The organism is Niveispirillum sp. (assembly GCF_052437035.1).
In the GTDB taxonomy this organism is placed as follows: Bacteria; Pseudomonadota; Alphaproteobacteria; order Azospirillales; family Azospirillaceae; genus Niveispirillum.
This window is the reverse complement of record NZ_JBQVOH010000004.1, coordinates 128,506-155,327: the sequence shown is the minus strand read 5'-3', so window position 1 is coordinate 155,327 and position 26,822 is coordinate 128,506. Positions and strand designations below refer to the sequence as shown.

Sequence of the window (26,822 nt, the reverse complement as noted above, 5' to 3'; positions counted from 1 at the left end):
AGCGGATAGTTAAAAAGCTTTCCTGAATCCTCCCCAAAACTCTCCGTCGCTATCCTTTGTCAAGGATGGCCTCGCTCCTTCTTTGCCCGGATCGACCGTGGCCAGGAGAAATCGCATGCTGACCAAACTGCGCGACCTTTCGATTGCCCGCAAATTGCTGATCGCCTTCGGGGCGCTGGTCCTGACCTCTGCTGCGGTTGGCACCATCAACCGGGTGCAGCTGGCCTTCATCGAAAATGGCAATGCCGAAACCGTCCATACCTATGAAGTTATGCGCACGGTGCGTCAGTTGACTACTGCCAAGGTGGATCAGGAAACGGGCCTGCGCGGCTATATGCTGACCGCCGATGCCAGCTTTCTGGAACCCTACAGTAACGGCATCCGGAATTTTGACGCCAGCTTCGCCCGCGTCAGCGAACTGACCAAGGATAATCCCGAACAGCAGGCCCGCCTGCGGGAGATCAAGGAAGCGTCGGATGCCTGGAACCGCGAGGTTGCGGAACCGATGATTGCCGGTATGAAGGACCTCGCCACGCGGGAGGCGACGCGCGCAGCCGCAGCCGCCGGCACAGGCAAGAACCGGATGGATGCGATCCGGGCTAAGGTGGAAGAGGTGCAGAATGTGGAGCGCACCCTGCTGGAAAGCCGTCGCGACGGCTTGGCCAACGCCTTCTCCACGGCCAATATTGCCACCATCGCGGGGGCCGTCGGGTCGCTGATCATCGCCATCGTGGCCGGCCTGTCGCTGGCCGGTGCCATCGCCCGGCCCATCCGCGCCATGACCGACCAGATGGGCCTGCTGGCCGGTGGCGACAAGACCATCCATATCGACGGGCTGGACCGTCAGGACGAGGTGGGCGGCATGGCCCGCGCGCTGGAAGTGTTCCGCCAGAACGCCATCCGCGCCGATGAACTGGCCGCTGAACAGGCCCGTGAACAGGAGGCGAAGCTGCGCCGGACAGAGGTTGTGGAGGGGCTGATCGCCCGCTTCGACGCCGAGGTGACGGCCGTCCTGGGCAGCGTCGCCGGCGCCACCAGCCAGCTGGATGCCACGGCCCAGGGCATGACCGCTATCGCCGAGGAAACCCGCGCCCAGGCCACCGCGACCGCCAGCGCCGCCGACCAGACCGCCGCCAATGTGCAGACGGTCGCGTCGGCGGCTGAGGAAATGGCCAGCTCCATCCAGGAAATCTCCCGCCAGGTGGTGCATTCGACCCAGGTCGCCGACAATGCCGCCAGCCAGGCCGCCCGTACCAATGACACGGTGCAGACCCTGGCTGACGCCGCACAGCGCATCGGGACGGTGGTGCAGTTGATCAGCGAGATTGCCAGCCAGACCAACCTTCTGGCCCTGAACGCCACCATCGAGGCGGCGCGGGCCGGCGAGGCCGGCAAGGGTTTTGCCGTCGTCGCATCGGAGGTCAAAAGCCTGGCCAACCAGACGGCCAAGGCCACCGAGGAGATCGCGCAGCAGATCCAGTCGATGCAGGCCGTGACGGGTGACGCGGTTGGGGCCATCGGCTCCATCACCGGTACCATCGCGCAGATCAACGAAGCCATGGCCACCATCTCAGCCGCCGTGGAACAGCAGAACGCCACCACCCTGGAAATCAGCCGCAATGTGCAGCAGGCGGCCCTTGGCACCCGTGAGGTTTCCGCCAACATCGCCAGCGTGACCCAGGCGGCGGGAGAGACGGGTGCCTCCGCCACCCAGGTCCTGGGTGCGGCCCGCGAACTGGGCGAGCAGGCAGATGTCATGAAAAGCCAGGTGGAAAGCTTCCTGTCCGGCATCCGGGCAGCGTAACGGTTCCTTGCTCCAGTCTGTGGACAGCCCGGCATCCGGTTTCTGGATGCCGGGCCTTTCCTCTGGCACGATGCGGTCAATCCTCCTTTGACCGGTGTCCAGAATGCGCTTTTCTCCGTTCCGTTGCCTGCTCACGCTGCTTTTGAGTTCTGCACTGGCCGGATGTGCCGCCGCCCCTCGGCAAGCTGCGCTTCCGGTCGGTGCGAAATATGTTGCGATGGGCAGTTCCTTTGCTGCGGGTCCCGGTTTGCCGCCCTATGTGCCGGACGCGCCGGCGCGGTGTGGACGGTCGGCCGGCAATTACGCGCAGCAATTGGCGGCCAAACGTGGGCTCGCCCTGACGGATGTCACCTGCTCCGGTGCGACGACGGGGGCCGTTCTGGAGGGATGGGCAGAACTGCCGGCGCAGGTTACTGCGATTGATGCTGATACACGGCTGGTGACGGTCACCATTGGCGGCAATGATGTCGGCTATATCGGCAACATGATCTCCGCCTCCTGTCTGACCCTGGCACGCAACACCGGTTCGGGGACCGAGAAGTGTCGCACCCCGTCCTGGGCCGAGGAGGAAAAGTTCCAGCAACTTGCAGCGGCGCTGATCCGCATAGGAACGGCTGTGCGTGAACGCGCACCCAATGCCCTGCTGATCTTCGTCGAGTATCCCGCCATTCTGCCGCCCACGGGCACCTGCGCGGCAACGCCGCTGGACCCGGCGGATGCCGACCGGTTGCGGGAGGTTGAGCGCCGTCTGCGTGATTTGACGGGGTTGGCTGCCAAACAATCCGGTGCCCTGTTGCTGCCCGCGGCGAAACTGTCGCTCGACCATGGCGTATGCGGTGCGGAACCCTGGATGGAGGGGTTCCCAGTTTCGGCGGGTAAGGCTCCCTACCACCCCAATATGGCGGGCATGAGCGCTGTTGCCGTCGCCCTGGATGGAATGCTGCCGCGCTGACAGATTGGAGATGTTCCCGTTTTGTTGATGCATGGCGGCGGGACTTGCCTATACTCCGCCGCCATGAGCGAGATTGTCCCCTTCCGCCGGCCCGGCACTGACAAGGCGCCAGATGCCCCGTCATCTGTGCGTACGGCGCCCCCGCGCCTGTTGCTGCCTGATGCGCCGGCCATTGTGGTGGGCGCGCGCGGGGTCACCTGGGTGACGCCCGATGGCGAGGTGGACCTGATCCCGCATGACGAGGCAGCGTACCGTCTGCGTCACGAAAGCGTGATCCTGGCCCATGCACGCGCCGTGGGAAGGCGGCTGCGCACCGAGCGGATGAACGATCCGTTCGATGTCCTTGAACTTTTCGCCTTTGTCCGCCCCGCCCGTTTCTGTCTACCCACGCCCAAGGGGCTGGCGGACGCTACGGGACAGCCGGTCCCCGCCGACCCGGAAGCCGAGGCCCTGTCCCTTATCGACAGTGCCCGTGCCCTGCTGTCTGAACTGGCGGAGAATAACCGCCCGGAACCGGACGGGGAAAAGCGCAAGCAGCGGCGTGAATTATCGGATGCCGCCGGCATCGGCTGGTTCATGGGACAGGCGGGCTGGTCCTGGGCTCCGTCGGTGATGGCGGCATTGGGACTGCCGCATGGTCCCGGCGACGGGCGGGCGCGGCGTGGCCTGATGGTCTGGAACCATCTGAAGGAATGGCAGGCCGAGGCACCGGAGCCGCCGCCGGGCCATATCCCCGTGGAACCGGCGGAGGCGCGCTGGCGTCTGGCCGAACTGGTGGGCAGCGGGGCCGGTGCCGAACCTCGCCCGCAGCAGGCCGATTATGCCAGCGCCGTGTCCAGCGCCTTCACCCCACGTGATGAACAGGGCGTGCCCAATGTGGTTCTGGCAGAGGCCGGGACGGGCGTGGGCAAGACCCTGGGCTACCTCGCCCCGGCCACCGTCTGGGCGGAGAAGAACAGCGGGCCGGTCTGGATTTCCACCTATACGCGCCAGCTGCAGCAGCAGATCGACAAGGAACTGGACCGGCTGCACCCCGACCCCGCTGTGAAGGCGAAAAGGGTGGTGGTGCGCAAGGGGCGGGAGAATTACCTCTGCCTGCTGAACCTGGAGGAAGCGGCCAACATTGCCCATACCCAGCCCGCCTACGCCAATGCCATCGGCCTGATGGCGCGGTGGGCGGCGGCGACGCGCGATGGCGATATGGCGGGCGGGGACTTCCCCGGCTGGCTGGTCGATATTCTGGGCAAGGGCCGCACCATGGGTCTGGCCGACCGGCGCGGTGAATGCGTCTACAACGCCTGTTCGCACTATTCCCGCTGTTTCATCGAGAAATCGGTCAGGCGCGCGCGCAAGGCCGACATCGTGGTGGCCAACCATGCCCTGGTCATGGTGCAGGCGGCGCTGGGCGGTGGTGACGATGCCTATGTCCCCACCCGCTATGTGTTTGATGAAGGCCATCATGTGTTTGATGCCGCCGACAATGCCTTTGCCGGCCATCTCACAGCGGCGGAAGCGGCGGAACTGCGCCGCTGGCTGCTGGGGGCCGAGGTGTCGGGCCGCAGCCGGGCACGCGGCCTGCGCCGCCGGGTGGAGGATCTGGTGGGCGGGGATAAGGGTTCCCTGGACCTGCTGCAGGAAATCCAGCAGGCGGCCCAGATCCTGCCGGGGGAAGCCTGGTCACAGCGCATCCATGGCGGCGAAGTCAAAGGGCCGCTGGAGGCGTTCCTGGCCGGCGTTCGCGCCCAGGTCTACGCCCGCGCCCAGGGCGTGGATAACCCCTACAGCCTGGAAACCGACTGCAAGCCGGTGGCCGAGGGTCTGGTCGATCTGGCCGGCGAACTGGACATGGCGCTTTTGAAACTGGCCACGCCGCTGGAGAAGCTGGCCGACCGGTTGAAGGAGATGCTGGACGAGGAAAGCGACGAGTTGGAGGCCGAAACCCGCCGCCGCATGGACAGTGTGGCGCGGGCCTGCAAACGCCGCGCGCAGAACGAGGTGAATGGCTGGCGGCTGATGCTGCAAAGCCTGAAGGACGATACCCCGCGCAAATTCGTCGACTGGTTCGGGGTGGAGCGGGTGGAGGGGCGGGATTTCGATCTGGGCATGTATCGCCACTGGGTGGACCCCACCATCCCCTTTGCCGACACGGTCGGCACCGTCGCCCACGGTTTGGTCCTGACCAGCGCCACCCTGACCGATGGCACCGGCGATGTGGAGCAGGATTGGCAGGCGGCCCATCTGCGCACCGGTACCGTGCATATGGGGGCCACGGCCTTGCGTGCTGCCGTGCCCAGCCCGTTCGACTATGCCAGCCAGACCCGCGTGCTGGTGGTGAATGATGTGCGCAAGGATGATCTGGGGCAGGTGGCAGCGGCCTATCGTGAACTGTTCCTGGCGGCGGGCGGTGGCGGGCTGGGCCTGTTCACGGCCATTCAGCGGTTGCGCGCGGTCCATGAACGCATCGCCGAACCGCTGGAAGAGGCTGGCATCCCCCTGTTGGCCCAGCATCTGGACGGCATGGATGTGCCCACCCTGGTGGATATTTTCCGGGGCGAGGAGGATGCCTGCCTGCTGGGCACCGATGCCGTACGCGACGGGGTGGATGTGCCGGGCCGGTCCCTGCGCCTGATCGTCTTCGACCGCGTACCCTGGCCCCGTCCCGATATCTTGCACAAGGCGCGGCGGAATTATTTCGACAAGATCGCGGGCCGTCGCGGCTTTGACGACATGATCACCCGCCTGCGCCTGCGCCAGGCCTTTGGCCGTCTGGTCCGCCGCGCCGATGACCAGGGCGTGTTCGTCCTGCTGGACCCCATGATGCCATCCCGCCTGATCGGTGCCTTCCCTGAAGGGGTGGAGGTGCGCAAGGTCGGGCTGGCGGAGGCGGTGCGGGTGACGAAGGGGTTTTTGCACCGCCCCGTGTGACGGGGGTTAAGCCCCCGGCACACCCTTGCTGGTCGAATACTCAAAATGCAGCACATGGTCCGGGTGGACCAACCCATGCGCCGAGTGCGCAGCCATAGCCGCCTCGCTGAACCCGCACAGGATCAGTTTCAGCTTGCCCGGATAATGCGCGATATCGCCGATGGCGAAGATGCCGGGGGCCGACGTGGCGAGCGTGCGCTGATCGACCAGGATATGGCCCTTTTCCATGTCCAGGCCCCAATCGGCGATGGGGCCAAGATTCATGGCCAGACCAAAGAAGGGCAGCAGGACATCCGCCTCCAGCAGCTTTTCATTATCATCCAGATCGGCGACGCGTACGCCCGTCAGCTTGTTCCCGGTGCCTTCCAGGCCCGAAAGCTGGTACGGCACCACCATCTCCACCTTGCCTTCCTTGACCAACGCGTCCAGTCGGGACACGCTTTCCGGTGCTGCGCGGAATTTGGGGCGGCGGTGGACCACCATGACATGGGCCGCCACTTCCGACAGGGAATTGGCCCAGTCCACGGCGCTGTCGCCGCCGCCGGCAATGACGATGCGCTTGCCCGCGAAATCCTGACGGCGCTTCACCAGATAGAAGATGCCGGTGCCTTCATAGGCTTCCAGACCGTCCAGCGGCGGCTTGTTGGGACCAAAGGCCCCCACGCCCGCCGCGATGATCACGGCCTTGGCGTCGATCACGGTGCCCTTGTCGGTGCCCACGCGCCAACCGGTATCGGTCCGGGTCAGGGTGGTGACCTGCTGTCCCAGATGGTAGGTGGGGTTGAAGGGGGCGGCCTGTTCGGCCAGCTTGTCGATCAGGTCGGCGCCATCAATGGAAGGGTGGGCCGGGATGTCATAGATCGGCTTTTCCGGGTACAGCGCCGTGCATTGCCCGCCCACCATGTCGAGCGCGTCCACCACATGGGTGCGCATCTTCAACATGCCGCATTCAAACACGGCAAACAGGCCCACGGGGCCTGCGCCGATAATGACGACATCGGTGGAATGGCTGTTCTCGGACGACATGCAAACGCTCCCCATCGGGCGGACATCACGACTGGCGGGTTTGGTGCCCCGTTTCGCGCACGATGGCAAGTGCGGATGCGCGGATGCGGGATTGCGTCGCCCCTTGCGATGCGGGGGTCTTTTGTCGGAGTCTGGGGTCATGATCCTGGAAAGCCACCTCGAATGACCCTGACCCTTTCCCTTGCCGATGAGGCCGCGACCAAGGCACTGGCGGCACGTCTGGCCCCGCATCTGCGGGCCGGCGATGTGGTGACCCTGCGCGGTGACCTTGGTGCCGGCAAGACGGCGCTGGCCCGGTTCCTGATCCGCCATCTGGCCGGCGATGAGGCGGAAGAGGTGCCAAGCCCGACCTTCACCCTGGTCCAGACCTATGAACACCTGACGCCGCCCATCTGGCATTTCGACCTTTACCGCCTGACCGATCCGGGGGAGGTGGTGGAACTGGGGTGGGAAGAAGCACGCGAAGCCTGCGCCCTGGTCGAATGGTCGGAACGGCTGGGTCCGCTGCTGCCGCGTGACCGGCTGGATGTGCAACTGACCTTGGACGGGCCGACGGCGCGGCAGGTGGTCATTACGGGCCATGGCGCCTGGGAAGCACGCGTGGCGGGGATATGATACCAATTTGCCGAGGGTTAAACCCTCGGCAAATTGGAGGCTGGCGACGGCCAGCCCGGCGCCTGTGCGCCGTGAGCCAAGCTGCCGGATGGCAGCGCCCGGCGTTTGAGGGAGATTGGTATACGCATGATGCGGGATGAAGTGATCGGAGCCTTCCTGGCCCACGCCGGCTGGGCGGATGCCCACCGGGCATCGATGGGGGCCGATTGGTCCACGCGGCGCTATGAACGGCTGAGGCGGCCCGATGGGGCGAAGGCCATCCTGATGGATGCGGCGGGCGACGGTGCAGGGCAGGTGCCGCCCTTCGTGCGCCTGTGCGGTCTGCTGCGGGATGTGGACCTGTCGGCCCCCGTGATCTTTGCGGAGGATCAGGGTCAGGGCCTGCTGCTGCTGGAAGATTTCGGGGATGACAGTTTCGCCGCCCTGCTGGAACGCGGGGACGATGCCTGGCCGCTTTACGGTGTCGCGACCGATGTCCTGTCGCACCTGCATCAACGCTTTGATCCCGGTATCGCCCCGGATGTGCAGCGCTATGACCTGTCCCTGTTCACCAGACAGGTGGCGCTGTTCGGCGATGCCTATCTGGATGCAGCGGGCAATCCGCTGACCCCGGCGGGGCGGCATGCGCTGGATCAGGCTTGGGTGACGGTGCTTACCCATGTGCTGGGCATCGTACCCGACAGCCTGCTGCTGCGCGATTATCATCCTGGCAACCTGATGCGGCTGGACCGTCCAGGCGTGCGGGCCTGTGGTCTGCTGGATGTGCAGGATGGCGGCGTCGGGCCGGTCAGTTATGATCTGCTGTCGCTGTTGCAGGATGCGCGGCGCGATGTGCCGGACGATATCCAGGCGGCGATGATCGACCGCTATCTGGCGTCCATGCCCGGCCTGTCGCGCGATGCTTTCCTGGCCAGTTACGCCGTGATGGGTGCCATGCGCCATGCCCGCATCCTGGGCCGTGTGGCACAACTGGCGGCGGGCGGGGGCAAGGCAAAGCAACTGGCCTTCCTGTCCCGCGTCTGGGGACAGTTCCGGACGGCCATCGCGCATCCGCTTTTGTCGCCGTTACAAAGTTTCACGGATCAACATTTGCCCCCTGACGGTGCCGTGCCGCATATTCTGGGGCGTTGACTAAAGTTGGAGTACGATTCCATGTCCTTCATGCCCAAGCGGGCGATGGTGCTGGCGGCGGGTCTGGGCCTGCGCATGCGCCCGATCACGTTGGAAACGCCCAAGCCGCTGGTGACCGTGGGTGGCCGCACCATGCTGGATCACGCGCTGGACCGGCTGGAAGCCGTCGGCGTGGAAGAGGCGGTGGTGAATGCCCATTGGCTGGCCGATAAGATCGAAGCGCATCTGGCGGCCAACCCCCGCCGAAACCTGAAACTGACCCTGTCGCGCGAAGAGACGCAGCTGGAAACTGGCGGCGGCGTGAAGCATGCCCTGCCGCTGCTGGGTGATGATCCATTCTTCGTGGTTAATGCCGATATCGTCTGGCTGGACGGGCCGGTCCCGGCATTACGCCGCCTGGCCGATGCCTGGAACCCCGACCTGATGGACAGTCTGCTGCTGGTCACACCTACGCCCAGCGCCATCGGCTATGACGGTCGCGGCGATTACCTGATGGACCCCGATGGCCGCCTGTCGCAGCGCCCAGACCTGGAGGTTTCGCCCTTCGTGATGGCCGGCGTGTCGATCATGACGGCGGTACAGTTCACCGACACGCCCGATGGCGCCTTTTCCAATCTGCTGCTGTGGCAGCGGGCGGAGGCGGCGGGCCGCCTGTTCGGTGTCCGGCATGAGGGCAACTGGTACCATGTCGGCACGCCGGGCGCCGTGCCCCTGGTCGATGGTCATTTGCAGGCCCCGGCCAGCCGTGAGGTCGTGCCCTGATGTCCCATACCCCGCCGCCCGCCAGCGTTTTCACCCTGGCGCCCAACCTGCCCTTTGTCGATGCGCTGGCGGCGGGTCTGTGGGAACAGGCGGGCGGGGATGCGCTGGCACTGAACCGGTTCACCGTGCTGCTGCCCACCGCGCGCGCCGTCCGGTCGCTGCGGGAGGCGTTTTTGCGCCTGTCGGGCGGGCGGCCCATCCTGCTGCCCCGCATGGCCCCGCTGGGCGATGTCGATGGGGACGAGGTATCGCTGATGATGGATGGGGTGACGGGCAAGGCGGGCGGCTTGGACCTGCCCCCCGCCATCGCACCCCTGCGGCGGCAATTGCTGCTGGCCCGCGCCATCGCGGCCGCCAGCGACCGCTTTGCCAAAACGCGCGCCCAGGCGGCACGATTGGCCCGTGAACTGGCCAAGCTGCTGGATCAGACGCAGACGGAAGGGGTGGGGTTCGACCGGCTGCACAGTCTGGTCCCCGATGATTATGCCGAACATTGGCAGGTGACCCTGTCCTTCCTGTCGATCATCGTCGATCAATGGCCCGCCATCCTGGCCGCCGAAGGGGCCGTGGACCCGGCGCAAGAGCGCAATAACCGCCTGCTGGCCTATGCCGCGGCCCTGCGCGCGTCCCCACCCACGCACCCGATCATCGCCGCCGGCTCTACCGGCTCCATCCCCGCCACCGCTGAACTGCTGGCCACCGTTGCGCGCCTGCCCACGGGTTCCGTGGTGCTGCCGGGGCTGGACCGGGATTGCGATGACGCGACCTGGGCGGCGCTGGACGATGCCCACCCGCAATTCGGCCTCAAGCAACTGATCGACCGGATCGGCGTGACGCGGGATCAGGTGCCGGACTGGCCCCTTGCCGCTGGTGTCGCCCCGTCCTGTCCGCCGGCGCGTACGGCCCTGATTGCAGAAGCCCTGCGGCCCGCCGGCACGACAGAGGCCTGGCGCGATATGGGGGCGCTGGACCCCACCGCCCTGTCCGGCCTGACGCGCATCGATGCCGCGACACCGCAAGAAGAGGCCGGCATCATCGCCCTGATCCTGCGTCAGGCGCTGGAAATGCCGGGGCAGACGGCGGCCTTGGTCACGCCCGACCGCAATCTGGCCCGCCGCGTGGCCACCGAGCTGCGCCGCTGGGACATCCGCGTCGATGACAGTGCCGGACGCCCCCTGGCCCAGACACCGGTCGGGTCCTATCTGCGCCTGATCATGGACAATGCGGTGCAGGGCGCGCCCATCCCGCTGCTGTCGCTGCTGAAACACCCGATGGCGGGGGCAGGCCTGCCGGCGGGACAGTTGCGGCGTCAGGCGCGCCTGCTGGAAACCGCCATCCTGCGCGGCCCCCGCCCGCCCGCCGGGCTGGAGGGTTTGCGCCACGCCATCCGTTTCATGGCGTCGGACGCCGCCGACAAGCGTCGCCGTATCACCAACCCCAGTATCCGCGACGACCTGCTATCCATGGTGGACCGGCTGGATGCCGCCATGGGTGGTCTGGCGGCAGCGGTCGCGGATGGTGAGGAACGTCCCCTGTCCGACTGGCTGCGCCTGCATGTCGGGGCGGCAGAGGCGCTGGCGGCACTGGAGGGGGAGACCGGGTCCGACCGTCTTTGGCGCGACAAGGATGGAGAGGCCGCCGCCAAGTTCATTGATGAACTGCGCGAGGCGGCGGATGGTTACCCGCCGCTGGGCGGCAAGGATTATGCGGGCCTGATGGAGGTGCTGATCGCCGGCAAGGCCGTGCGTTCTGCCTTCGGCCTGCATCCGCGCCTGCATGTGCTGGGCCTGATGGAGGCCCGGTTGCAGCAATTTGACGTGATGGTCCTGGCCGGGCTGAATGAGGGGACATGGCCCCCGGCCCCGCCGCCCGACCCCTGGATGTCGCGCCCCATGCGCCGGGATTTTGGCCTGCCGGCACCTGAACGCATGGTTGGACAGGCCGCCCATGATTTCGCGACGTCGTGCGGTGCGAAGACCCTGTACCTGACCCGGTCGGAACGGGTGGAGGGCACGCCGACCGTGCCGTCACGCTGGCTTCTGCGGCTGGATACGGTGCTGGACAAGGCGGGCCTGCGTGGGCGGATTGAGGCGGATGGCGATTACTGGCGCGGCCTGTGGCAGGCGCTGGACCGCCCCTCCCAGGTGCGCCCCTGCCTTGCCCCCGCCCCGAAGCCGCCCCTGTCGGCCCGGCCCCGCCGTCTGTCCGTCACCCAGATCGAAACCTGGATGCGCGACCCCTATGCCATCTATGCGGCCAAGGTGCTGGACCTGTCAGCCCTGGACCCTATTGATGCCGATCCGGGCGCGGCAGAGCGGGGGGAAATCATCCACAAGGCGCTGGACCTGTTCGTCCGCCAATATCCCGACACGCTGCCGCCGGACCCGCTGGGCGAACTGATCGCCATCGGGCGTGGGGCGTTCGGTGACCTGCTGGACCAGCCGGGCGTGGCCGCCTTCTGGTGGCCGCGGTTTGAGCGGGTGGCGGAATGGTTCGTGGCGCAGGAGACGGAGCGGCGGCGTACCATCAAGCCGCTGGCGACCGAGGTGACGGGCCGCATCACCCTTACCGGCCCCGGCGGCGACTTCATCCTGACGGCCAAGGCCGACCGCATTGATCGCACGCCCACCGGCGGTCTGGTTCTGATCGATTACAAGACCGGCAGCCCGCCCACGGGCAAGGAAGTGCGGCTTGGCAAGGCCCCACAATTACCGCTGGAGGCGCTGATCGCCAGCCGTGGCGGGTTTGAGCATCTGAAACCCGCCCCCGTGGATGGGTTGGAATATTGGCGTCTGTCGGGCGGCGATCCCGCCGGTACCATCCAGGTGCTGAAGGAGGACCCGGCGGCCCTGGCGGTGGAAGCGCGCGAAGGCCTGCTGGACCTGATCCACCAGTTCGATGATCCCGACATGCCCTATCACAGCCAGCCGCGCCCCGCCTGGGCACCCAAATATACCGACTACGCCCACCTGGCCCGCATCAAGGAATGGTCCGCGGGAGGCGGAGGTGAAGCAGAGGGTTAAGGGATGAACGACGAAATCCGGCAACTGGCCGAACAGCTTCTGACCCAGGGCGAAACCGTCTTGTCCGACCGGGAACGCCGCGTGCTGTCCCGCATCGCCCACCGTCAGGCCATTTCCCGCAACAGCCATTCCGACTTCGAAGCCTCCATGACCTTCGGTGACCGGCTGGCCGACAAGGTGGCGTCGGTGGGTGGGTCCTGGTCCTTTGTGATCGGATTCGGCCTCTGCATGGCGGTCTGGATGGCGCTGAATGCCGCCATCTGGGGTTTCGCCTGGGACCCCTATCCGTTCATCCTGCTGAACCTGATGCTGTCCACCCTGGCCGCCTTACAGGCCCCCATCATCATGATGTCGCAGAACCGGCAGGCCGCGAAGGACCGCATCCAGGCCAACATGGACTACGAGATCAACCTGAAGGCCGAGTTGGAGATTATGGCCCTGCACGAAAAACTGGACCGGCTGCGAACAGATGAGCTTGAAGCCCTACTGCGCCAGCAGAAGGAGGAAATTTCCCTACTGCGGGCGGCGGTGGAAGCGCTCAAGACCTAGCCGGAGCGGACCGGCCTTCCATCCTACCGCAGGGTCTTGAACCGCTCCGTCGCCTGGACCAGGGCCATGCGGACGCCGGGTTCCATGGCGCTGTGGCCGGCGTCGGGCACGATGATATAGTCGGCCTCCGGCCAGGCGCGGTGCAATTCGTCGGCAGTGCGGATGGGGCAGACAATGTCGTAGCGGCCCTGCACGATGACGGCGGGGATATGCCGGATCGCCCGGATATCGCGCAGCAGCTTGTCTTCCGGGTCCAGCATGTTGTTGCGGAAATAATGCGCCTCGATCCGCGCCAGCCCCAGGGCGTGATTATCTTCGCCGGAGGCGGACACCAGTTCCGGGCTGGGCATCAGGGTCGAACAGGAACCTTCATACATGCTCCACACCCGCGCGGCGGGCAGGTGGATGGCCGGGTCGGGATGGGTCAGCCGCTTCCAGTAGGCCTCCAGCAGATCATCGCGTTCGGCCACGGGGATATAGGCGTTGAAATGGTTCCACGCTTCCGGGAAAATCTGCTTCATCCCATAGAGGAACCAGTCGATCTCCGACCGGCGCATCAGGAAGATGCCGCGCAGCACCAGACCGATCACCCGGTCGGGATGCGCCTCCGCATAGGCGATGGACAGGGTGGAGCCCCAGGAGCCGCCGAACACCATCCAGCGGTCGATGCCCAGATGCGCGCGCACCGCCTCCAGATCGCCCACCAGATGCGGGATATCATTGTTGCGTAGGTCGCCCAGCGGCGTGGAACGACCGGCCCCGCGCTGATCCAAGATGATGATGCGGTAGAAGGTGGGGTCGAAAAACCGGCGATGAGTGGGCGAGGCGCCGGCCCCCGGCCCACCGTGCAGGAACAGCACGGGCACGCCATCGGGATTGCCGCTCTGTTCCCAGTAAAGGTTATGAACATCATCGACCTGCAACCGGCCGGTCTGAAAAGGGTCGAGCGGGGAGAACAGATCGCCGCGGGGCATGGATGCATCCGTTTGTTGTTCCGCTGATTGTAGGCAAGCGCAACGCGCAACGCAAACCGTCCGCGCGGACAAAGCTGGGGGAAATCGCGGCAGGTTAGGATCGTGCCATGATGAGCACCCGCCCGCCCTATGCCCGCATTGATGATGACAGCCTGACGGTGCTGCTCATCGAATTCTATGCGGCCGCCCGCCTGGACCCCCTGCTGGGGCCAATGTTCCAGACCATGGTGGGGGATGGGGATGAGGAATGGGCCGCCCATCTGCGCCGTGTTCATGATTTCTGGTCGTCGGTGACCATGGGCACGGGGCGATATGGGGGCCGGCCCATGCAGGTGCATGCGGGTATTCCCGGCCTGGATGCCGCGCATTTCCAGCGCTGGCTGGACCTGTTCGGACAGAGCACGGACCGGCTGTTCACTCCGCCTGCCGCCGCCTTCCTGCGCGACAAGGCCGCCCGGATGGGGGAGGCGTTGCAGCAGGGCATTGCCATGGCGCGCGGCGTTTGAAGCCGGGCCTTGCGTCCGGCCCCGGCAACCCCCATCTTGACGCCATGACCGATCCCGCCCACCCGCATCCTGACCTTGCCGACCCGCGCCCGCGCGGGGCCATCGGCCAATGGTCTGACCGGGTGAAGGCGCTGGCACTGCTGGTGCTGCTGGCCTGTGCCGGCGTTCTGGCCGGGCTGGGCGGGGGCGAAGGGGATCGGGCGCGCGAAGGGCTGACGGCAAGTGGTCCCGGTCTGCGCACCACCCTGTCGGAGGCACCGGCCACGCTGGCTGCCCTGCCCGACGAACAGCGCCGTGCCGATCTGTCCGGCGGAGATGACCCGCCGCCGGCAAAATTCGTGGCGGCCAGCCCGCCCTGGATGCCGGTCCCGGTTGCCCTGGACAAATCGTCCCTGCCGCCGGTCATCATGGGGCCTGCCATGGCCCGCGCGGGCCATGCCGCCCGCATGCCGACGGGCCCGCCCGCCGGACTTTCCGCCTGATCCATCCTGATCCTTGAATGCGCGGGGCATGCGTGGCCGATGCCCGACCCTGCGCCCATGCCGGAAAGTCCGTAACCATGAAAAAGTCTCTGTTCTTTTATGCTGCGGCCTTGGCTGCTGCGGGTGGTGTCATGACCGTCAGCCGTCAATGGGGCGGCTTCATGCTGCTGGCCACCTTCATCCTGTGGTTCCTGCACAGCGTCTTTGCCAGTACCGATGGCACGGGCCGGCAGCTGTAATACTCGCCCTCATCCGGGCGCTGCCGCATTGGTCAGGGCCCGGATAATCGCTTGCCAGTCGTCAATGACCGTGCGCAGGCGCGATTTCACCATCAGCAGAATGGTGAGATCGCGGCTGCGATCGATACGCGGCCAAGTACCGAAATAGCCAGGGCTGGAGATCGTGGGGCAGGCACCATCGGCCTCTCGCTGTTCGCACCACATGCCAATGCCGTAACCCTGCATGGCTTTGGCAGCGTTCGGCTGTTGCTTGCGCCGGGCGGCCCCAATCTGGTCATGCTCCATGGTGGGGAATATGTCGACCGGCAGCAGGCGCTGCCCATCTTCCATCACGCCCTGCCGCGCGATCAGCAGCAGGATGCGCTCAAAATCGTCCGGGCTGGCGATCAACCCACCGGCCACACCCCAGCGCTCACCCCAGCGGCAGGCGGGCGACAGGCCCAACGGGTCGGCGATCAGGCGGCGAAACAGGCTGTTCCAATCGGCCCCGCCCGCCTGTTCAGCCATGAAGGCCGCCACCTCCATCGATACGCCAGCATAGGCGAAGACCCCACCCGGCGACCCGATTAGGTCCATATCCGCCAGCTTTGCCGCCGCTGCGCGCGGGGTGGGGTAGCGGCGGTCCTGCCAGAACGGGCCGGTGTCCGGCAGGGCCGAGGTATGGCTCATCAACTGCGCGAGCGTGATGCCGGCTTTCGACCCGGCGCTGACCAGCCCGGCATCGGCCAATGTCATGTCCAGCCGCAGCTGCCCCTGGGCCACCAGCGCCATGATCACCAGCCCCGCCACCCATTTGCTGGCCGACGCCACATCAATGGCGGTCCCGGGACCGACATCGCCGAAATAGCCGCGATAGAGCACGCGCGGCCCCTGATGCGCGATGGCGGCCACCCCGTCCAGCCGGTGGCGGCGGATGGCATCCTGAATCAGCGTTGTCACCTGCGGCAGGTCCGGCGATGTCGGATCGACGGGCACGGCGACGGCGGTAGGAAACGGCAGCAGCAGGCCGGCGGCGAGGCTGGACAGAAACAGACGACGGCTCTGCATGTGCATGCTCCGGGTGTGGGTCTGTGCCTGATACGACCCAGCCACCCTGACCCTGCCGCCAGCCCTCACTCAAACCGATGCGGCACGAAGCGGGAGGTGTCGCGGGTGACGGCGGTGCTGTCCTCACGGATGCCGATACCCCGGCATTCATCGCCCACCATCCATGCGCCGATCACGGCATGATGGTCACGTGTCACGCCCTTGATGTCCGGCCCCCGCGCCGACACCACCGGCGACCAGGCCTGATAGACATAGCCTTCTTCGCCGTAAGGTCCAGCCACATCCAGTTCGCGCGTGGTGGGGCGGCCATCGGGGCCCATCGTGACGACGCTGATATTGGCCCCTTCCCGGCCCAGTAGCGGCTTTGCCACCACGCGGGTACCGGCGGCAAAGGCCCGGCGGTCGAAATGCGCTTCCACCAGATAGGGGTGGTGCGGGTACATTTCCCACAGAACCGCCAACAGCCCCTTGTTGGACAGCAGCATCTTCCAGGCAGGCTCCACAACCCGGATATCATTGCGTTGGGCCAGGGTCAGCAGGTTGGTGCCGAAATCATCGGCCACCAGCCATTCCCACGGCGTCAGCTTGAACAGGCATTTGATCTCCTGTTCCTCTAGGTCGGTGAAGTAACCGCGCGTCTGGCGGTTCAGGTGGTCCTGCTCCTCGGTCCAGCCGATATCCGACAGGGCAATGCTCTTGGTCGCCAGCCCGGCCTCGATGGCCGTATCCTGGAGATAGCGTAGCGTGCCCTCATCCTCGGTATGCGGCATGGCACAGGTCAGGTGCAGGGCGCGCCCCGCCTCCCATACTCCGCGCCGACCGCCATCATCGGCCAGCAGCCGATCAGCACGCAGCAGGGCCTTCCACTGATCCACCAGCCCTTCATGGATGGAATTGAACTGATCCCCCTCGGGGAACACATCCTCCAGCCAGGTCCATTGCGCCACCGCCGCCTCATACAGGCCCGTGGGCGTGTCGGCATTGTACTCCAGAAGTTTGGGCATGCCGTCACCATGGCCGGCCCCGCCATAGGCCAGGTCGAAACGGCCATAGAGGGAGAATTCCTGTCCCCCCTGGTAACGCTGCCACGATGCCTCGATGGCCGGAATGGCATGGGCGGGGATGTTCAGCAGGGGGTAGAGCCGTTCATCAATGATGCGCTTGGCGGCGGCCAGACACATCTTGTGCAACTCGTTCCCCGCTTCTTCCAGCAGGTCGATCTCCGCCTCGCTGAACACCCAGCAGGCACTTTCATCCCAGTAAACCCCGCTCGGGTCCTCGTCCGTCGGGATGGTGTGGAAATCAAAGCCCAGCGCTTCCATGCGGGCTTTCCAATCGGGACGCGGGCGGATGGATTGGCGATGCATGGTGGTATCCGCTGTGCTGAAGGGGCGCGGGAAGGAGAGGCAGAGAGAGGGGGAACGGCGGTCAGGAACCGCCGCCGCCAAACTTGGCCGACGATTTGCCAAAGCCGCCGCGGCTGGTCGATTTGGTGGTGGTTCCCACCTGCGCCGACTTGCCCCGCACCTCGGTCTTCATGCCAAAGCCGGTCTTGCCCTGGGTGAAGCTGTCGCGGCTGACCGGGGCGCGGCCCAGGCTGCCCCGACCGCTATACATGAACCCGTCACGGTCAATGAAGATGGGACGCGGATAATAGTACCCACCCCGCGCGCCGATATAGCCGCCGCCATATTGCGGGGGTGGCTGCAACGCCTTGGCCATCATGAAGCCCATCAGGGCCGGCACGAAGACATTGCCCAAGCTGCCATCTGGCTGCGACAGGACCATGGGCTGACACGCGCCATTGCCCATCGTCGCCTCGCACGCGGCCGCCGTATCGAAGCGCGGGGTGGATTGCAGGTGCAATTGCTTGGCCTGTTCAAAGGCGCCGTTGCATTCCTGCTGGCTGAACTCCACCAGGCACGCTTCCACCGTTGGGAAGATGCGGGCGTCTGTCTCCTGCACATCGTCGCCGCCGCAGCCCGACAGCATCAGGGCCGCCGCCCCCCCGACAAGCAGGGTAGAGACATGGGCGGAACGGCGGCGTTTGCGCTGTTGGTCGGTCATGGCGGCCCGGATGGCGATGGTGGCGGGGTAACGGATACGGTCAGGGGGCGTTGCGGCCCTACTTGCTCCACTTGTCGGTGATGGCCAGCGGGGCGGCGTCAGGCGACGGACCCTTCAGGCGGGCCAGACGTTCCTGCACCGACAGGGCGGGTGCCCCGCCCTTGCCCACGGCGGCCAGTGCCGCCTGGATATCGGCATCGCCCATATCATCGGCGGATTTGCGCGACAGGTCGCCCAGGGCCTGGGCCTTCATGCGCGCCGCCTCGGCATTGGCGCGGGCCTCATTGGCGCGGCGGGTCATGGCGTCGATGGCGGTGTTCAGCTTCGAACCGCCATCATCGCGCAGGCCGGCCACCTGGGCGGCGCGGTTGGCGCGCTCGCGCTCCCGCTCCTCCTGGATGCTGGCGCGCTGCATGTCGCGCTCGGCCTTGGCCAGGGCGGACTTGGCCTCGGTCAGGGCGCGGGCCTTCTCGCGATAGGCAACCTCGGCTTCGGCCACCAAAGCCTCGGCCTCGTCGGCCTCGCGCTGTTCAATGGCGACCTCGCTCTCCAACTCTTCCAGCTGTGCCAGCAGCTTGGCCAGGCTAGCCTCCAGGCTCGCCTTACGCTCGCCCTCGGCGGTGGCCAGCAGGTTGTTCAGATGCTCGGCGGCGGCAAGACGGCGGTCATAATTCTCCCGCGCCTCCACAGCTTCCTTGCGCTCACGCTGCATATCGACGCGAAGATTGGTCAGCAGCTTGCCGGCCTTGTCCAGATCGGCCTCCATGACCCGCAACTGGGCGACGGACGCGCTCTTGGGGTCCATGGCGACCAGGGCATCCACCACCTGGCGGCCCACCTTCTCACCCTTCACGCCCAACAGCGTGCGGAAGAACTGCATCATCGGAACTGGCTCCTCAAGACCAAGCAGAACGGCCCCGCCGGTTATGGCCGGGCGGGGTTAATCAGAGATAGGGAGGCCGGGGTTAAACCGAAAGCGCCCCGGCATTCAAAATTCCCATGGCAATGGACAGGGTGCCCAGCGTGACGCCATAGCCCAGCTTGTCCGCTTCGATCCCCTGCCGGAAACCGGGCAGCAGGAAACAAACGGCGACAAACACCAGCAGCTGACAAGCCAGCGCCATCCCACCCCACATCAGCAGTTCGGCCACCGCGTAGGTGCCGCGCGCCACCGATGACAAGGCAATGGCCATGCCAATGGCCGTGCCGCCCATGCTGGTCGCCGCCGCCGAATTCCCCTGCCGGATCAAGGCCCATTCGCGGTACGGCGTGATCAGCGTATAGGCCAGCAGGGCCACGGCCAGCAGCGCCACAGAGGCGCCGACAAAGGTCAGATAAAGCGGCAGGGTCTCGAACATCGATCCGTTGCTCCTTATGGGCGCCCACAGGCCACGCATTTGCCCGCACGCTACGGGAGCGCGCCGGAAATTGCAAAAAATGTTTGGATCGCAGGCGGGACGTGCAAGGGGGCGGAAGTAATTAATCGCCATGCACCCAGCCCCTGGCACCAGCCCCACAACGAAAAAGGCCGCCGGGTTGACCCGGCGGCCTTTCTCACTCAACGCATCCCGAAAGCCGGAAAGCACCCTTGGGCATCAGCCCTCGGTGGCTTCGGCCTTCTTGGACAGGTCTTCGCCGGTCACCTGATCGACGACCTTCATCGACAGCTTGACCTTGCCGCGATCGTCGAAGCCCAGGACCTTGACCTTGACCGCATCACCCTGCTTCACGACGTCGGTGACCTTGGCCACGCGCTCGTTCTTCAGTTCGGAGATGTGGACCAGACCGTCGCGGCTGCCCAGGAAGTTCACGAAGGCGCCGAAATCCATGACCTTGACGACCTTGCCGTCATAGACCTCGCCCACTTCGGCCTCGGCCACGATGCCCTTGATCCACTTGATGGCGGCGTCGGAGCACTTGCTGTCGACCGCCGACACCTTCACGGTGCCATCGTCTTCGATGTCGATCTTGGCGCCGGTCTGTTCCACGATCTCGCGGATGACCTTGCCGCCCGAACCGATGACGTCGCGGATCTTCTCCTTGGGGATGTTGATGACGGTGATGCGCGGGGCATTGCCCGACACTTCGCCGCGCGCTGTGTTCAGCGCCTTGTTCATCTCACCCAGGATATGGATGCGGCCCTTCTGGGCCTGCGCCAGGGCCACCTTCATGATCTCCTCGGTGATCGAGGTGATCTTGATGTCCATCTGCAGGGCGGTGATGCCCGCTTCGGTGCCGGCCACCTTGAAGTCCATGTCGCCCAGGTGATCTTCATCACCCAGGATGTCGGACAGGACGGCGAACTTGTCGCCTTCCTTGATCAGGCCCATGGCGATGCCGGCGATGGGGCGGGCCAGCGGGGCGCCGGCGTCCATCAGCGACAAGGACGTGCCGCAGACCGTGGCCATGGAGGAAGAACCGTTGGACTCGGTGATCTCCGACACGACGCGCAGCGTGTAGGGGAAATCTTCCTTGGTCGGCAGCAGCGGGTGGATGGCGCGCCAGGCCAGCTTGCCATGGCCGATCTCGCGGCGGCCCGGAGACCCCATGCGACCGGCTTCACCCACGCTGTACGGGGGGAAGTTGTAATGCAGCATGAAGCTTTCGCGGTATTCGCCTTCCAGGGCGTCGATGATCTGCTCATCCTGGTTGGTGCCCAGGGTCGCGACGACCAGGGCCTGCGTCTCACCGCGCGTGAACAGGGCCGACCCATGGGCGCGGGGCAGGATGCCCACTTCGGCCACGATGGGGCGGATATCGACCGTGGTGCGGCCGTCAATGCGCTTGCCGGTGTCCAGCACCGCACCGCGCAGGACGTCGGCTTCCACTTCCTTGAACATCTCGGAAATGGCTTCCGGCGCGAACTCTTCCTTCAGCGCGGCCTTGGCCTTATCCTTGGCGGCACCGACGGCGGCATAGCGCTCCTGCTTGACCAGGATCGAATAGGCAGCCTTCACGTCAGCACCGGCAACCTCCAGGATGCGGGCCTTGACGGCGGCCTTGTCAAAGGCCGGCGGGGCGATGTCGCGGGGTTCCTTGGCGCAATCCTCGGCCAGACCGATGATCAGGTCGATGACCGGCTGGAACTGGGCATGGCCGAACGTGACGGCGCCCAGCATGACCTCTTCCGACAGCTCCTTGGCCTCGGACTCGACCATCAGCACGCCTTCCTGCGTACCGGCAACCACCAGATCCAGCGTGGCGTTTTCCATCTGGTCGGCGGTCGGGTTCAGGATGAACTGGCCGTTCTCATAACCGACGCGGGCCGCACCGATGGGGCCCAGGAAGGGCAGACCGGAGATGGTCAGGGCGGCGGACGCACCAATCAGGGCGACGATGTCGGGATCGTTCTCTAGATCGTGGCTCAGCACGGTGCAGACGACCTGCGTCTCGCAGCGGTAGCCATCGACGAACAGCGGACGGATCGGACGGTCGATCAGGCGGCTGACCAGCACTTCCTTTTCCGTCGGACGGCCTTCACGCTTGAAGAAGCCGCCGGGGATCTTGCCCGCGGCGAAGGCCTTTTCCTGGTAATTCACCGTCAGCGGGAAGAAATCCACGCCCGGCTTCGGCGACTTGGCGCCGACGGCAGTGCAGAGCACGACCGTGTCGCCATAGCTCACCATGACGGCGCCATCGGCCTGACGGGCGATCTTGCCGGTCTCGATGACCAGCTTGCGTCCGCCCCATTCCATTTCCTTGCGGAACACCTTGAACATCGTATCGATCCTTCCATCCGAAACCCGCAACACCCCGGATTGGGCGGCCGGGCCGGGGCCCGTTCGGACGGCCCCGCCTGTTTCTTGCCCCTTCAGTACAGCATTTCTGCGCATTCCGCACGGCGCGCATGGCAAAACGGCCAGCCGGAAGGGGTCCCGGCTGGCCGTCCACACCTTAACTCTGATGCGGGTCCCGACGGTTCCTACCGCCCAGGGGCCCGCCGCCGACACGCCATCCCCCACCGCCGGAGCGGGTGTGGAACATCGTCTGGACGGTGGGCTGCATGTTCACGTCGAACATCACCTTGGGCGTTCGGGTCTGTAACCGTCGCGACCGGCCCGCCTTAGCGGCGCAGGCCCAGGCGCTGGATCAGGCTGTCATAACGAGCCTTTTCCTTGCCCTTCACGTAATCCAGCAGACGGCGGCGCTGACCGACCATCACCAGCAGGCCACGGCGCGAGTGGAAATCCTTCGCGTGGGTCTTCAGGTGTTCGGTCAGGTTGTTGATGCGCTCGGTCAGGATGGCGACCTGCACTTCGGGCGAACCGGTGTCGGTTTCGTTGGTCTTGTATTCTGCGATCAGCGCAGTCTTGCGCTCAGCCGTGATCGACATCGGATGTCTCCACATTAAGATGATTGAGGGATGAACGCACCCGGCACCGCGAAGGCACCCTATCGACCGGGTTCCGGTATCCCGGAATGGGCACGCGCCCACGCGTTGCGGGGCCGTGCCGGGATGTCGTCCAGCACGGTCCCGCACGGGCGGGCGTCGATATGGGTGGGTTGATGCGCCAAACCCGGCTTCCGGTCAAGCGGAATCCTTGGATTTCCGCGCCTGTCCGGGCATGGCAGCGTCCCTGACGGCTTCAGGCTCAGTTCTCTACCGGCAGCCAGGGGATGCTGGCGATGGGGACGCCCTCCTCCCGCAAGGCCTCGGCCTGCTCAGTCGAGGTTTCGCCATAGATGGCGCGGCCTTCCACCTCTCCATAATGGATCTTACGGGCTTCTTCGGCGAAACGGTCGCCCACATAATCGGCGTTCTTTTCCACCTGAGTGCGCAGGTCGCGCAGGTGCCGCAGGATTTCGGCCTGCGCCTCGCGTACCGCGTCGGGCATGGGTGGGGCCGCTGGGGCGAGGGTATCCGCTACAGGTGCGAGCGGCGGCTGGTCGCGGTCGCGTGAGCGGCCGCCCTTGGCGATGGCCGGGGCCATGGGCGCCTTTTCGATCTTGGCGTCGCCGCACAGAGGGCAGGTGATGGCGTGCGACGCAGCCTGCGCCTGATACGCGGCACCGTTGCGAAACCAGCCTTCGAACCGGTGGCCTTGGCTGCATTGAAGGTCGAACAGGATCATGGGGCGATGAATCGTCAGGAGGATACAGATAGATGGACCGTCGCGGTCTGGCGGGCAAGTCCCTTGGAATCCAGTGTGCTATGTCACCGATGCCGCAAATGGGCGCTTGCTGTCCGCCGCCAGTCTGTCCTGGCAAGGCCAAATGCCTTATTTTGTAAATGGTTTATGTACTTTCCACTCGCCATCATCAGTTGGCGCGGGATGTCTGTCCCCCTGTCCCTGCGCCGGAGGTGCCGTGATCCGATATCTGCCCCTTCTCGTGCTGCCGCTTCTTCTGGCCGGATGCCAAGGGGGAACCGGCCCCGCGAAGCAGGTTGCCGACGCCGCGCCGCCCTGTTCGATGGTGACGCAAGGGAGGTTTGTCAGCCGCTGGATTGATCAGCCGGACGCCGACGGCCTGCGCTATGGAGCGGCCCCGTTCCTGGTGCCGCGAGAGATCGCGAGTCTCCCCAACTCCGGCCAGATTGACGGCGCGATGAGCTGGTATCGCGAAGACGGGGACCACGGCCATGTCAGCTTGCTTCTCGATCGAACGGCCGCCGTCGATGCGCCACGGATCATGGTCCCGAGCAGCCCGGCCTTTGCCTGGCGCCGGTGGGTGGAGGAAGGTGCCATGGCCCTGCCGGGCGGCGATGGCAGGCCGGTGTTGCGCCATTATCTGTGGCAGGACGGGGAGGGGGACTGGGGCAACGCGGTTACCGCCCTTTTCAGGGGCGGTTGGGTGATGGGACTGAAAACGACCGGACGGGACCGGGCGACGGTTGAACGGCTGATGCAGATGGCACTGGCTGGCATTCGCATAGACCCGGGCACGACGCCATTTCCCGTCCTTGACCTGCGTCCCACGGCATGCCCCGCGCCGCAGTCCGGGCCGGAAGCCATGCGGATGGAACCGGGTATCATTTCTGCCCTGTCAGGCCCGCCGGAGGATGAAAGCCAGTTTTCCCCTTGGTCGCCTGATGCGCCTGATGAGGTTTGTATCGAGGCCGAACTGCCGCCTTTCGCCCGCTTGCTGCGCCGCCAGGATAAAGCCGGTAAGGCAATTGGCTGGCTTGTCCTTATCGGCGATGGCGGGACCGCCATGGAGGGCCTGCCCATTCCAGCCGGTGGTGCTAGCCTCAACGGGGCATCGACGCCTTATGTCCTGCGTTATTTCGGACCGCCACCCGATAAGGAGGTGGTTGCGGTTTTTGACGGCCTGCCCAACCGTGAGCAGATGCTTTCCATCATTCGGGGTCTGATACCGAACTCTTGATCTGTTGCCGGTGCCTGACCGCGATCCGTCACTGGTGACCCAGAGGGTGTTTGTATCCCCCCGCAATCAATCTATGATCCGGCGCCATGACCCACACCTTGCCCTTCGCCCCGCCCTCGCCCTGGATCGTCCGTTTCACGCCGCTGCTGCGGCCGGGGGGATGCCTGCTGGACGTCGCCTGTGGCGGCGGGCGGCACCTGCGGCATGTCCGGGATCGGGGCCTGTCGGTCACGGGCGTCGATATCGATCTGCGCGGTGTCGCTGACCTGACAGGGCAGGAAGGTGTGACCCTGGTGCAGGCCGATTTGGAGGGGCCGGATGGCTGGCCGCCCACCCTGTCGGGCTTTGACGGGATCGTCGTCACCAACTATCTGCACCGGCCGCTGCTGCCCGCCATTGCCGGTGCGTTGAAGCCCGGTGGCCTGCTCTTGTACGAGACCTTCGCCAATGGCAATCAGCGCCATGGCCGCCCGTCCAGCCCGGCTTTCCTGCTGCGCGAGGGGGAATTGCTGCATCTGGCCATCGGGCAGGGATTGCAGGTGGTGGCCTTTGAACAAGGAGAGGTGTCCAGCCCCAAAGCCGCCATAGTGCAGCGGTTGGCCGCACGGCGCCCCTTTGGTGCCGCTGCAGACCTAAATGGTGACCCCGAGCCTGTGCCCCTGCCGCCGGCCTGACAGGCGACGGAGCGGTTCAGGCCCGCCCGTCGCGGAACACGGCCACGCTCAAGGTACGGTTGGACCGGACGGGACCGGCACAAGGGCCCATGCCCGTTTGATCGGGGCCGCCCGACAGCTTGTCATAGATCATCAGCAGATAGCGCGCGGCGAAGGCGCCACCCGGCGGCTGCCGCTCCAACGGCAGAATCAGCCGGCGGACCAGGGCAACAGCGCCGTTGATATGCGTCACCTCATCCAGGCTGGACATGGGCCGGAAGGAACCGGCGCAGAAGGCGTAGGCTGGGATGATGTCGGCCACATAATCCGGCGGCATCAGCTTTGACAGCGTCATGCCCGCCGGATCGAAGGTCAGCGATGCCATCACCCCGGCCCCCACCTTCTCCACCCGCGCGTCACGGATGCTCCCGGCTTCCAGATTGAACAGGATGCAATTATCCGCCGTCTCTGCCGCTTGCCGGCAGGCCATCATGTCGGCCAGCGGCACCGCCGGGTTCCGCCGGGCAATGCTGGTCCAATGCGACAACGCATAGTGCTGCGTGTCGTTGGTCAGGTCATCAAGGCGGAAAACATCATGCATGCGCGTGTCTGCTTGAAAGGGCACGGACAGATTGTACGCGGCATGCGGCGATGGGGCAGGGGGGAAAGGACAATCCAGAAGGATAGGATCAGGAATTAAAGTGATCAGCCGTGCTTTTCCTAAGGGTGAGAGAAGCCCGTACACAATGCCAAATGCCGTTTCGGCCTGCTCCCCAGGCTTTGATGGTCAATACATCCTTCCGCCATTGGGCACGGGCTGATCGGGTGAGAGAAGAACCACTTCACCCGTATCGCTGGGAACGCCCAGCACCAGAACCTCTGACATGAATTTGCCGATCTGGCGGGGCGGGAAGTTGGTGACGGCCACGACCTGCCGGCCGATCAGTCTGTCCGGCTGATAATAGGCCGTGATCTGCGCGGAAGATTTGCGGATGCCGATCGGGTCGCCGAAATCCACCCACAGTTTGATGGCGGGGCGGCGCGCCTCTGGAAAGGGCTCTGCCTTGACAATGGTACCGGCCCGGATATCGACCTTCTGGAAATCATCATAGGTGATGGGGCTGCTGCTGCCCGTCCCGTTCTCCGCCATCTGCCCTGTCTCCCTCCACGATCCTCACCGCAGTATGTTGCGCTGCGAGAAGACGGGAAAGGGAAAATGCATGTAAAAAATATTTGACATGATCGCGACGAGGCTGCACATAATGTTAAAAATATCCAACATTATGAATGGAGAGATTAACATGTCATTCCGGGAGAAACTGGCCTGGACGCAGTTGCTGGTCCTGTTGGGTTTCGGTGTCGCCTATTTCGGGCCGGTTTTCGGCTCGTATCTCGGCTGGGCTGCGGTACCGGGTGGGGGCCAGTTCATGTGGATGGTGGCCTGCATCATCGGCCTGATTGTAGGGCAGGTGGTGCTGGCCGTGGCACTGGCCATCGTAACAGCGATCCGTACCCCGGCAGAAGCGCGCAGCCCCAAAGACGAGCGTGACCGGCAGGTCGGCCTGCTGGGCACCCGCACTGGCTTTTACGTCCTGGTGACGGGAATCATCTGCGCCATGCTCAGCCTGCACCATGGTGCCGACAAGGTTATGCTGGTGAATTTCATATTTTTCGCCCTGCTGCTGGCCGAACTGTCGCGGCTGGGCACGCAGGTCTTCATGTACCGCCGGGGCTGGTGAT

General features: G+C 65.5%; 26 protein-coding genes. 14 read left to right on the top strand and 12 right to left on the bottom strand.

The genetic code is table 11. The features are described from left to right. Positions 1-115: 115 nt before the first annotated feature. From ACT6Q8_RS12510 to ACT6Q8_RS12500, 3 genes are all read left to right on the top strand, one after another. Positions 116-1,804 (top strand): methyl-accepting chemotaxis protein, encoded by a 1,689-nt coding sequence (locus ACT6Q8_RS12510; protein WP_054166921.1) that lies wholly within the window; start codon positions 116-118, stop codon positions 1,802-1,804. 217 nt (positions 1,805-2,021) lie between these two features. After that, positions 2,022-2,756 (top strand): SGNH/GDSL hydrolase family protein, encoded by a 735-nt coding sequence (locus ACT6Q8_RS12505; RefSeq protein WP_444732808.1) that lies wholly within the window; start codon positions 2,022-2,024, stop codon positions 2,754-2,756. 63 nt (positions 2,757-2,819) lie between these two features. Continuing rightward, positions 2,820-5,681: an ATP-dependent DNA helicase gene (locus ACT6Q8_RS12500; RefSeq protein WP_444732809.1), complete on the top strand. Its 2,862-nt coding sequence runs from the start codon at positions 2,820-2,822 to the stop codon at positions 5,679-5,681. Between the two features lie 6 nt (positions 5,682-5,687). Here ACT6Q8_RS12500 and ACT6Q8_RS12495 read toward each other — a convergent pair whose 3' ends face one another. Next, complete coding sequence (locus ACT6Q8_RS12495; RefSeq protein WP_444732810.1) at positions 5,688-6,707, bottom strand: NAD(P)/FAD-dependent oxidoreductase; 1,020 nt, start codon at positions 6,705-6,707, stop codon at positions 5,688-5,690. Positions 6,708-6,869: 162 nt separating this feature from the next. Here ACT6Q8_RS12495 and tsaE point away from each other — a divergent pair, with 162 nt between their 5' ends. The 5 genes from tsaE (at position 6,870) to ACT6Q8_RS12470 (ending at position 12,787) form a co-directional block, all read left to right on the top strand. Continuing rightward, the gene (gene tsaE, locus ACT6Q8_RS12490) at positions 6,870-7,322 is read left to right on the top strand and encodes a tRNA (adenosine(37)-N6)-threonylcarbamoyltransferase complex ATPase subunit type 1 TsaE (protein ID WP_444732811.1); all 453 of its coding nucleotides are present in this window, start codon (positions 6,870-6,872) and stop codon (positions 7,320-7,322) included. Between the two features lie 126 nt (positions 7,323-7,448). Continuing rightward, entirely contained in the window at positions 7,449-8,453 is a 1,005-nt protein-coding gene (locus ACT6Q8_RS12485) for a phosphotransferase (protein WP_054166917.1), read from the top strand. Positions 8,454-8,474: 21 nt separating this feature from the next. Then, the gene (locus ACT6Q8_RS12480; protein WP_444732812.1) at positions 8,475-9,215 is read left to right on the top strand and encodes a nucleotidyltransferase family protein; all 741 of its coding nucleotides are present in this window, start codon (positions 8,475-8,477) and stop codon (positions 9,213-9,215) included. Beyond that, on the top strand, positions 9,215-12,238 hold the full coding sequence (gene addB / locus ACT6Q8_RS12475; RefSeq protein ID WP_444732813.1) for a double-strand break repair protein AddB: 3,024 nt from the start codon (positions 9,215-9,217) through the stop codon (positions 12,236-12,238). Before ACT6Q8_RS12480 ends, addB begins: the two co-directional genes overlap by 1 nt. A gap of 3 nt (positions 12,239-12,241) precedes the next feature. Next, positions 12,242-12,787: a DUF1003 domain-containing protein gene (locus ACT6Q8_RS12470; protein ID WP_444732814.1), complete on the top strand. Its 546-nt coding sequence runs from the start codon at positions 12,242-12,244 to the stop codon at positions 12,785-12,787. 23 nt (positions 12,788-12,810) lie between these two features. Here the strand turns inward: ACT6Q8_RS12470 and pip are convergent, their stop codons facing one another. Then, positions 12,811-13,761, bottom strand: coding sequence for a prolyl aminopeptidase (gene pip, locus ACT6Q8_RS12465; protein ID WP_054166913.1), 951 nt, complete (start codon positions 13,759-13,761; stop codon positions 12,811-12,813). Positions 13,762-13,868: 107 nt separating this feature from the next. Between pip and ACT6Q8_RS12460 the strand changes: the two genes are divergently transcribed. The 3 genes from ACT6Q8_RS12460 to ACT6Q8_RS12450 all read left to right on the top strand — a co-directional run bounded on the left by ACT6Q8_RS12460 (position 13,869) and on the right by ACT6Q8_RS12450 (position 14,988). Then, positions 13,869-14,267: a group III truncated hemoglobin gene (locus tag ACT6Q8_RS12460; protein WP_444732815.1), complete on the top strand. Its 399-nt coding sequence runs from the start codon at positions 13,869-13,871 to the stop codon at positions 14,265-14,267. Positions 14,268-14,311: 44 nt separating this feature from the next. Next, entirely contained in the window at positions 14,312-14,749 is a 438-nt protein-coding gene (locus tag ACT6Q8_RS12455; protein ID WP_444732816.1) for a hypothetical protein, read from the top strand. A gap of 77 nt (positions 14,750-14,826) precedes the next feature. After that, on the top strand, positions 14,827-14,988 hold the full coding sequence (locus ACT6Q8_RS12450; RefSeq protein ID WP_156344479.1) for a hypothetical protein: 162 nt from the start codon (positions 14,827-14,829) through the stop codon (positions 14,986-14,988). 9 nt (positions 14,989-14,997) lie between these two features. On the opposite strand, the gene ACT6Q8_RS12445 is transcribed toward ACT6Q8_RS12450, so the two are convergent. The 8 genes from ACT6Q8_RS12445 to ACT6Q8_RS12410 all read right to left on the bottom strand — a co-directional run bounded on the left by ACT6Q8_RS12445 (position 14,998) and on the right by ACT6Q8_RS12410 (position 23,174). After that, complete coding sequence (locus ACT6Q8_RS12445) at positions 14,998-16,035, bottom strand: serine hydrolase domain-containing protein (RefSeq protein WP_054166909.1); 1,038 nt, start codon at positions 16,033-16,035, stop codon at positions 14,998-15,000. A gap of 65 nt (positions 16,036-16,100) precedes the next feature. Further along, positions 16,101-17,402 carry a glutathionylspermidine synthase family protein gene (locus ACT6Q8_RS12440; protein WP_082372098.1) on the bottom strand — a complete coding sequence of 434 codons (1,302 nt, stop codon included), beginning with the start codon at positions 17,400-17,402 and terminating at the stop codon, positions 16,101-16,103. Between the two features lie 61 nt (positions 17,403-17,463). Next, positions 17,464-18,102 carry a DUF1190 domain-containing protein gene (locus ACT6Q8_RS12435; RefSeq protein ID WP_054166907.1) on the bottom strand — a complete coding sequence of 213 codons (639 nt, stop codon included), beginning with the start codon at positions 18,100-18,102 and terminating at the stop codon, positions 17,464-17,466. 58 nt (positions 18,103-18,160) lie between these two features. Beyond that, positions 18,161-18,985: a hypothetical protein gene (locus tag ACT6Q8_RS12430; RefSeq protein ID WP_054166906.1), complete on the bottom strand. Its 825-nt coding sequence runs from the start codon at positions 18,983-18,985 to the stop codon at positions 18,161-18,163. Positions 18,986-19,067: 82 nt separating this feature from the next. Continuing rightward, positions 19,068-19,460: a DUF350 domain-containing protein gene (locus ACT6Q8_RS12425; protein ID WP_444732817.1), complete on the bottom strand. Its 393-nt coding sequence runs from the start codon at positions 19,458-19,460 to the stop codon at positions 19,068-19,070. Positions 19,461-19,697: 237 nt separating this feature from the next. Then, on the bottom strand, positions 19,698-21,821 hold the full coding sequence (pnp, locus tag ACT6Q8_RS12420) for a polyribonucleotide nucleotidyltransferase (protein ID WP_054166904.1): 2,124 nt from the start codon (positions 21,819-21,821) through the stop codon (positions 19,698-19,700). Positions 21,822-22,165: 344 nt separating this feature from the next. Beyond that, the gene (gene rpsO, locus ACT6Q8_RS12415) at positions 22,166-22,435 is read right to left on the bottom strand and encodes a 30S ribosomal protein S15 (RefSeq protein WP_054166903.1); all 270 of its coding nucleotides are present in this window, start codon (positions 22,433-22,435) and stop codon (positions 22,166-22,168) included. Between the two features lie 259 nt (positions 22,436-22,694). Beyond that, entirely contained in the window at positions 22,695-23,174 is a 480-nt protein-coding gene (locus tag ACT6Q8_RS12410) for a DUF1178 family protein (RefSeq protein ID WP_444732818.1), read from the bottom strand. 235 nt (positions 23,175-23,409) lie between these two features. Here ACT6Q8_RS12410 and ACT6Q8_RS12405 point away from each other — a divergent pair, with 235 nt between their 5' ends. Together ACT6Q8_RS12405 and ACT6Q8_RS12400 are read left to right on the top strand one after the other, a co-directional pair. Then, positions 23,410-24,429, top strand: a complete 1,020-nt coding sequence (locus ACT6Q8_RS12405) for a hypothetical protein (RefSeq protein ID WP_444732819.1) — start codon at positions 23,410-23,412, stop codon at positions 24,427-24,429. A gap of 86 nt (positions 24,430-24,515) precedes the next feature. After that, a complete protein-coding gene (locus tag ACT6Q8_RS12400; RefSeq protein ID WP_444732820.1) occupies positions 24,516-25,103 on the top strand; it encodes a class I SAM-dependent methyltransferase in 588 nt (195 codons plus the stop codon). Between the two features lie 16 nt (positions 25,104-25,119). On the opposite strand, the gene ACT6Q8_RS12395 is transcribed toward ACT6Q8_RS12400, so the two are convergent. Next, complete coding sequence (locus ACT6Q8_RS12395) at positions 25,120-25,683, bottom strand: hypothetical protein (RefSeq protein ID WP_444732821.1); 564 nt, start codon at positions 25,681-25,683, stop codon at positions 25,120-25,122. Between the two features lie 186 nt (positions 25,684-25,869). After that, complete coding sequence (locus ACT6Q8_RS12390) at positions 25,870-26,232, bottom strand: tRNA-binding protein (protein ID WP_444732822.1); 363 nt, start codon at positions 26,230-26,232, stop codon at positions 25,870-25,872. A gap of 151 nt (positions 26,233-26,383) precedes the next feature. On the opposite strand from ACT6Q8_RS12390, the gene ACT6Q8_RS12385 reads away from it, so the two are divergent. Continuing rightward, positions 26,384-26,821, top strand: a complete 438-nt coding sequence (locus ACT6Q8_RS12385; protein ID WP_444732823.1) for a hypothetical protein — start codon at positions 26,384-26,386, stop codon at positions 26,819-26,821. The last annotated feature ends 1 nt before the right edge of the window (position 26,822 follow it).

Excerpts from the sequence above, each read along its gene's own strand:
- ACT6Q8_RS12430 (WP_054166906.1), bottom strand. The coding sequence starts at position 18,985 with ATGATGCAGTTCTTCCGCACGCTGTTGGGCGTGAAGGGTGAGAAGGTG.
- pip (WP_054166913.1), bottom strand. The coding sequence starts at position 13,761 with ATGCCCCGCGGCGATCTGTTCTCCCCGCTCGACCCTTTTCAGACCGGC.
- ACT6Q8_RS12510 (WP_054166921.1), top strand. The coding sequence starts at position 116 with ATGCTGACCAAACTGCGCGACCTTTCGATTGCCCGCAAATTGCTGATC.
- ACT6Q8_RS12425 (WP_444732817.1), bottom strand. The coding sequence starts at position 19,460 with ATGTTCGAGACCCTGCCGCTTTATCTGACCTTTGTCGGCGCCTCTGTG.
- ACT6Q8_RS12500 (WP_444732809.1), top strand. The coding sequence starts at position 2,820 with ATGAGCGAGATTGTCCCCTTCCGCCGGCCCGGCACTGACAAGGCGCCA.
- ACT6Q8_RS12440 (WP_082372098.1), bottom strand. The coding sequence starts at position 17,402 with ATGCATCGCCAATCCATCCGCCCGCGTCCCGATTGGAAAGCCCGCATG.
- ACT6Q8_RS12400 (WP_444732820.1), top strand. The coding sequence starts at position 24,516 with ATGACCCACACCTTGCCCTTCGCCCCGCCCTCGCCCTGGATCGTCCGT.
- addB (WP_444732813.1), top strand. The coding sequence starts at position 9,215 with ATGTCCCATACCCCGCCGCCCGCCAGCGTTTTCACCCTGGCGCCCAAC.
- ACT6Q8_RS12450 (WP_156344479.1), top strand. The coding sequence starts at position 14,827 with ATGAAAAAGTCTCTGTTCTTTTATGCTGCGGCCTTGGCTGCTGCGGGT.
- ACT6Q8_RS12495 (WP_444732810.1), bottom strand. The coding sequence starts at position 6,707 with ATGTCGTCCGAGAACAGCCATTCCACCGATGTCGTCATTATCGGCGCA.
- ACT6Q8_RS12410 (WP_444732818.1), bottom strand. The coding sequence starts at position 23,174 with ATGATCCTGTTCGACCTTCAATGCAGCCAAGGCCACCGGTTCGAAGGC.
- ACT6Q8_RS12445 (WP_054166909.1), bottom strand. The coding sequence starts at position 16,035 with ATGCAGAGCCGTCGTCTGTTTCTGTCCAGCCTCGCCGCCGGCCTGCTG.
- ACT6Q8_RS12385 (WP_444732823.1), top strand. The coding sequence starts at position 26,384 with ATGTCATTCCGGGAGAAACTGGCCTGGACGCAGTTGCTGGTCCTGTTG.
- ACT6Q8_RS12390 (WP_444732822.1), bottom strand. The coding sequence starts at position 26,232 with ATGGCGGAGAACGGGACGGGCAGCAGCAGCCCCATCACCTATGATGAT.
- ACT6Q8_RS12395 (WP_444732821.1), bottom strand. The coding sequence starts at position 25,683 with ATGCATGATGTTTTCCGCCTTGATGACCTGACCAACGACACGCAGCAC.
- pnp (WP_054166904.1), bottom strand. The coding sequence starts at position 21,821 with ATGTTCAAGGTGTTCCGCAAGGAAATGGAATGGGGCGGACGCAAGCTG.
- tsaE (WP_444732811.1), top strand. The coding sequence starts at position 6,870 with ATGACCCTGACCCTTTCCCTTGCCGATGAGGCCGCGACCAAGGCACTG.
- ACT6Q8_RS12505 (WP_444732808.1), top strand. The coding sequence starts at position 2,022 with ATGGGCAGTTCCTTTGCTGCGGGTCCCGGTTTGCCGCCCTATGTGCCG.
- ACT6Q8_RS12460 (WP_444732815.1), top strand. The coding sequence starts at position 13,869 with ATGATGAGCACCCGCCCGCCCTATGCCCGCATTGATGATGACAGCCTG.
- ACT6Q8_RS12480 (WP_444732812.1), top strand. The coding sequence starts at position 8,475 with ATGTCCTTCATGCCCAAGCGGGCGATGGTGCTGGCGGCGGGTCTGGGC.
- ACT6Q8_RS12435 (WP_054166907.1), bottom strand. The coding sequence starts at position 18,102 with ATGACCGACCAACAGCGCAAACGCCGCCGTTCCGCCCATGTCTCTACC.
- ACT6Q8_RS12455 (WP_444732816.1), top strand. The coding sequence starts at position 14,312 with ATGACCGATCCCGCCCACCCGCATCCTGACCTTGCCGACCCGCGCCCG.
- ACT6Q8_RS12470 (WP_444732814.1), top strand. The coding sequence starts at position 12,242 with ATGAACGACGAAATCCGGCAACTGGCCGAACAGCTTCTGACCCAGGGC.
- ACT6Q8_RS12485 (WP_054166917.1), top strand. The coding sequence starts at position 7,449 with ATGATGCGGGATGAAGTGATCGGAGCCTTCCTGGCCCACGCCGGCTGG.
- rpsO (WP_054166903.1), bottom strand. The coding sequence starts at position 22,435 with ATGTCGATCACGGCTGAGCGCAAGACTGCGCTGATCGCAGAATACAAG.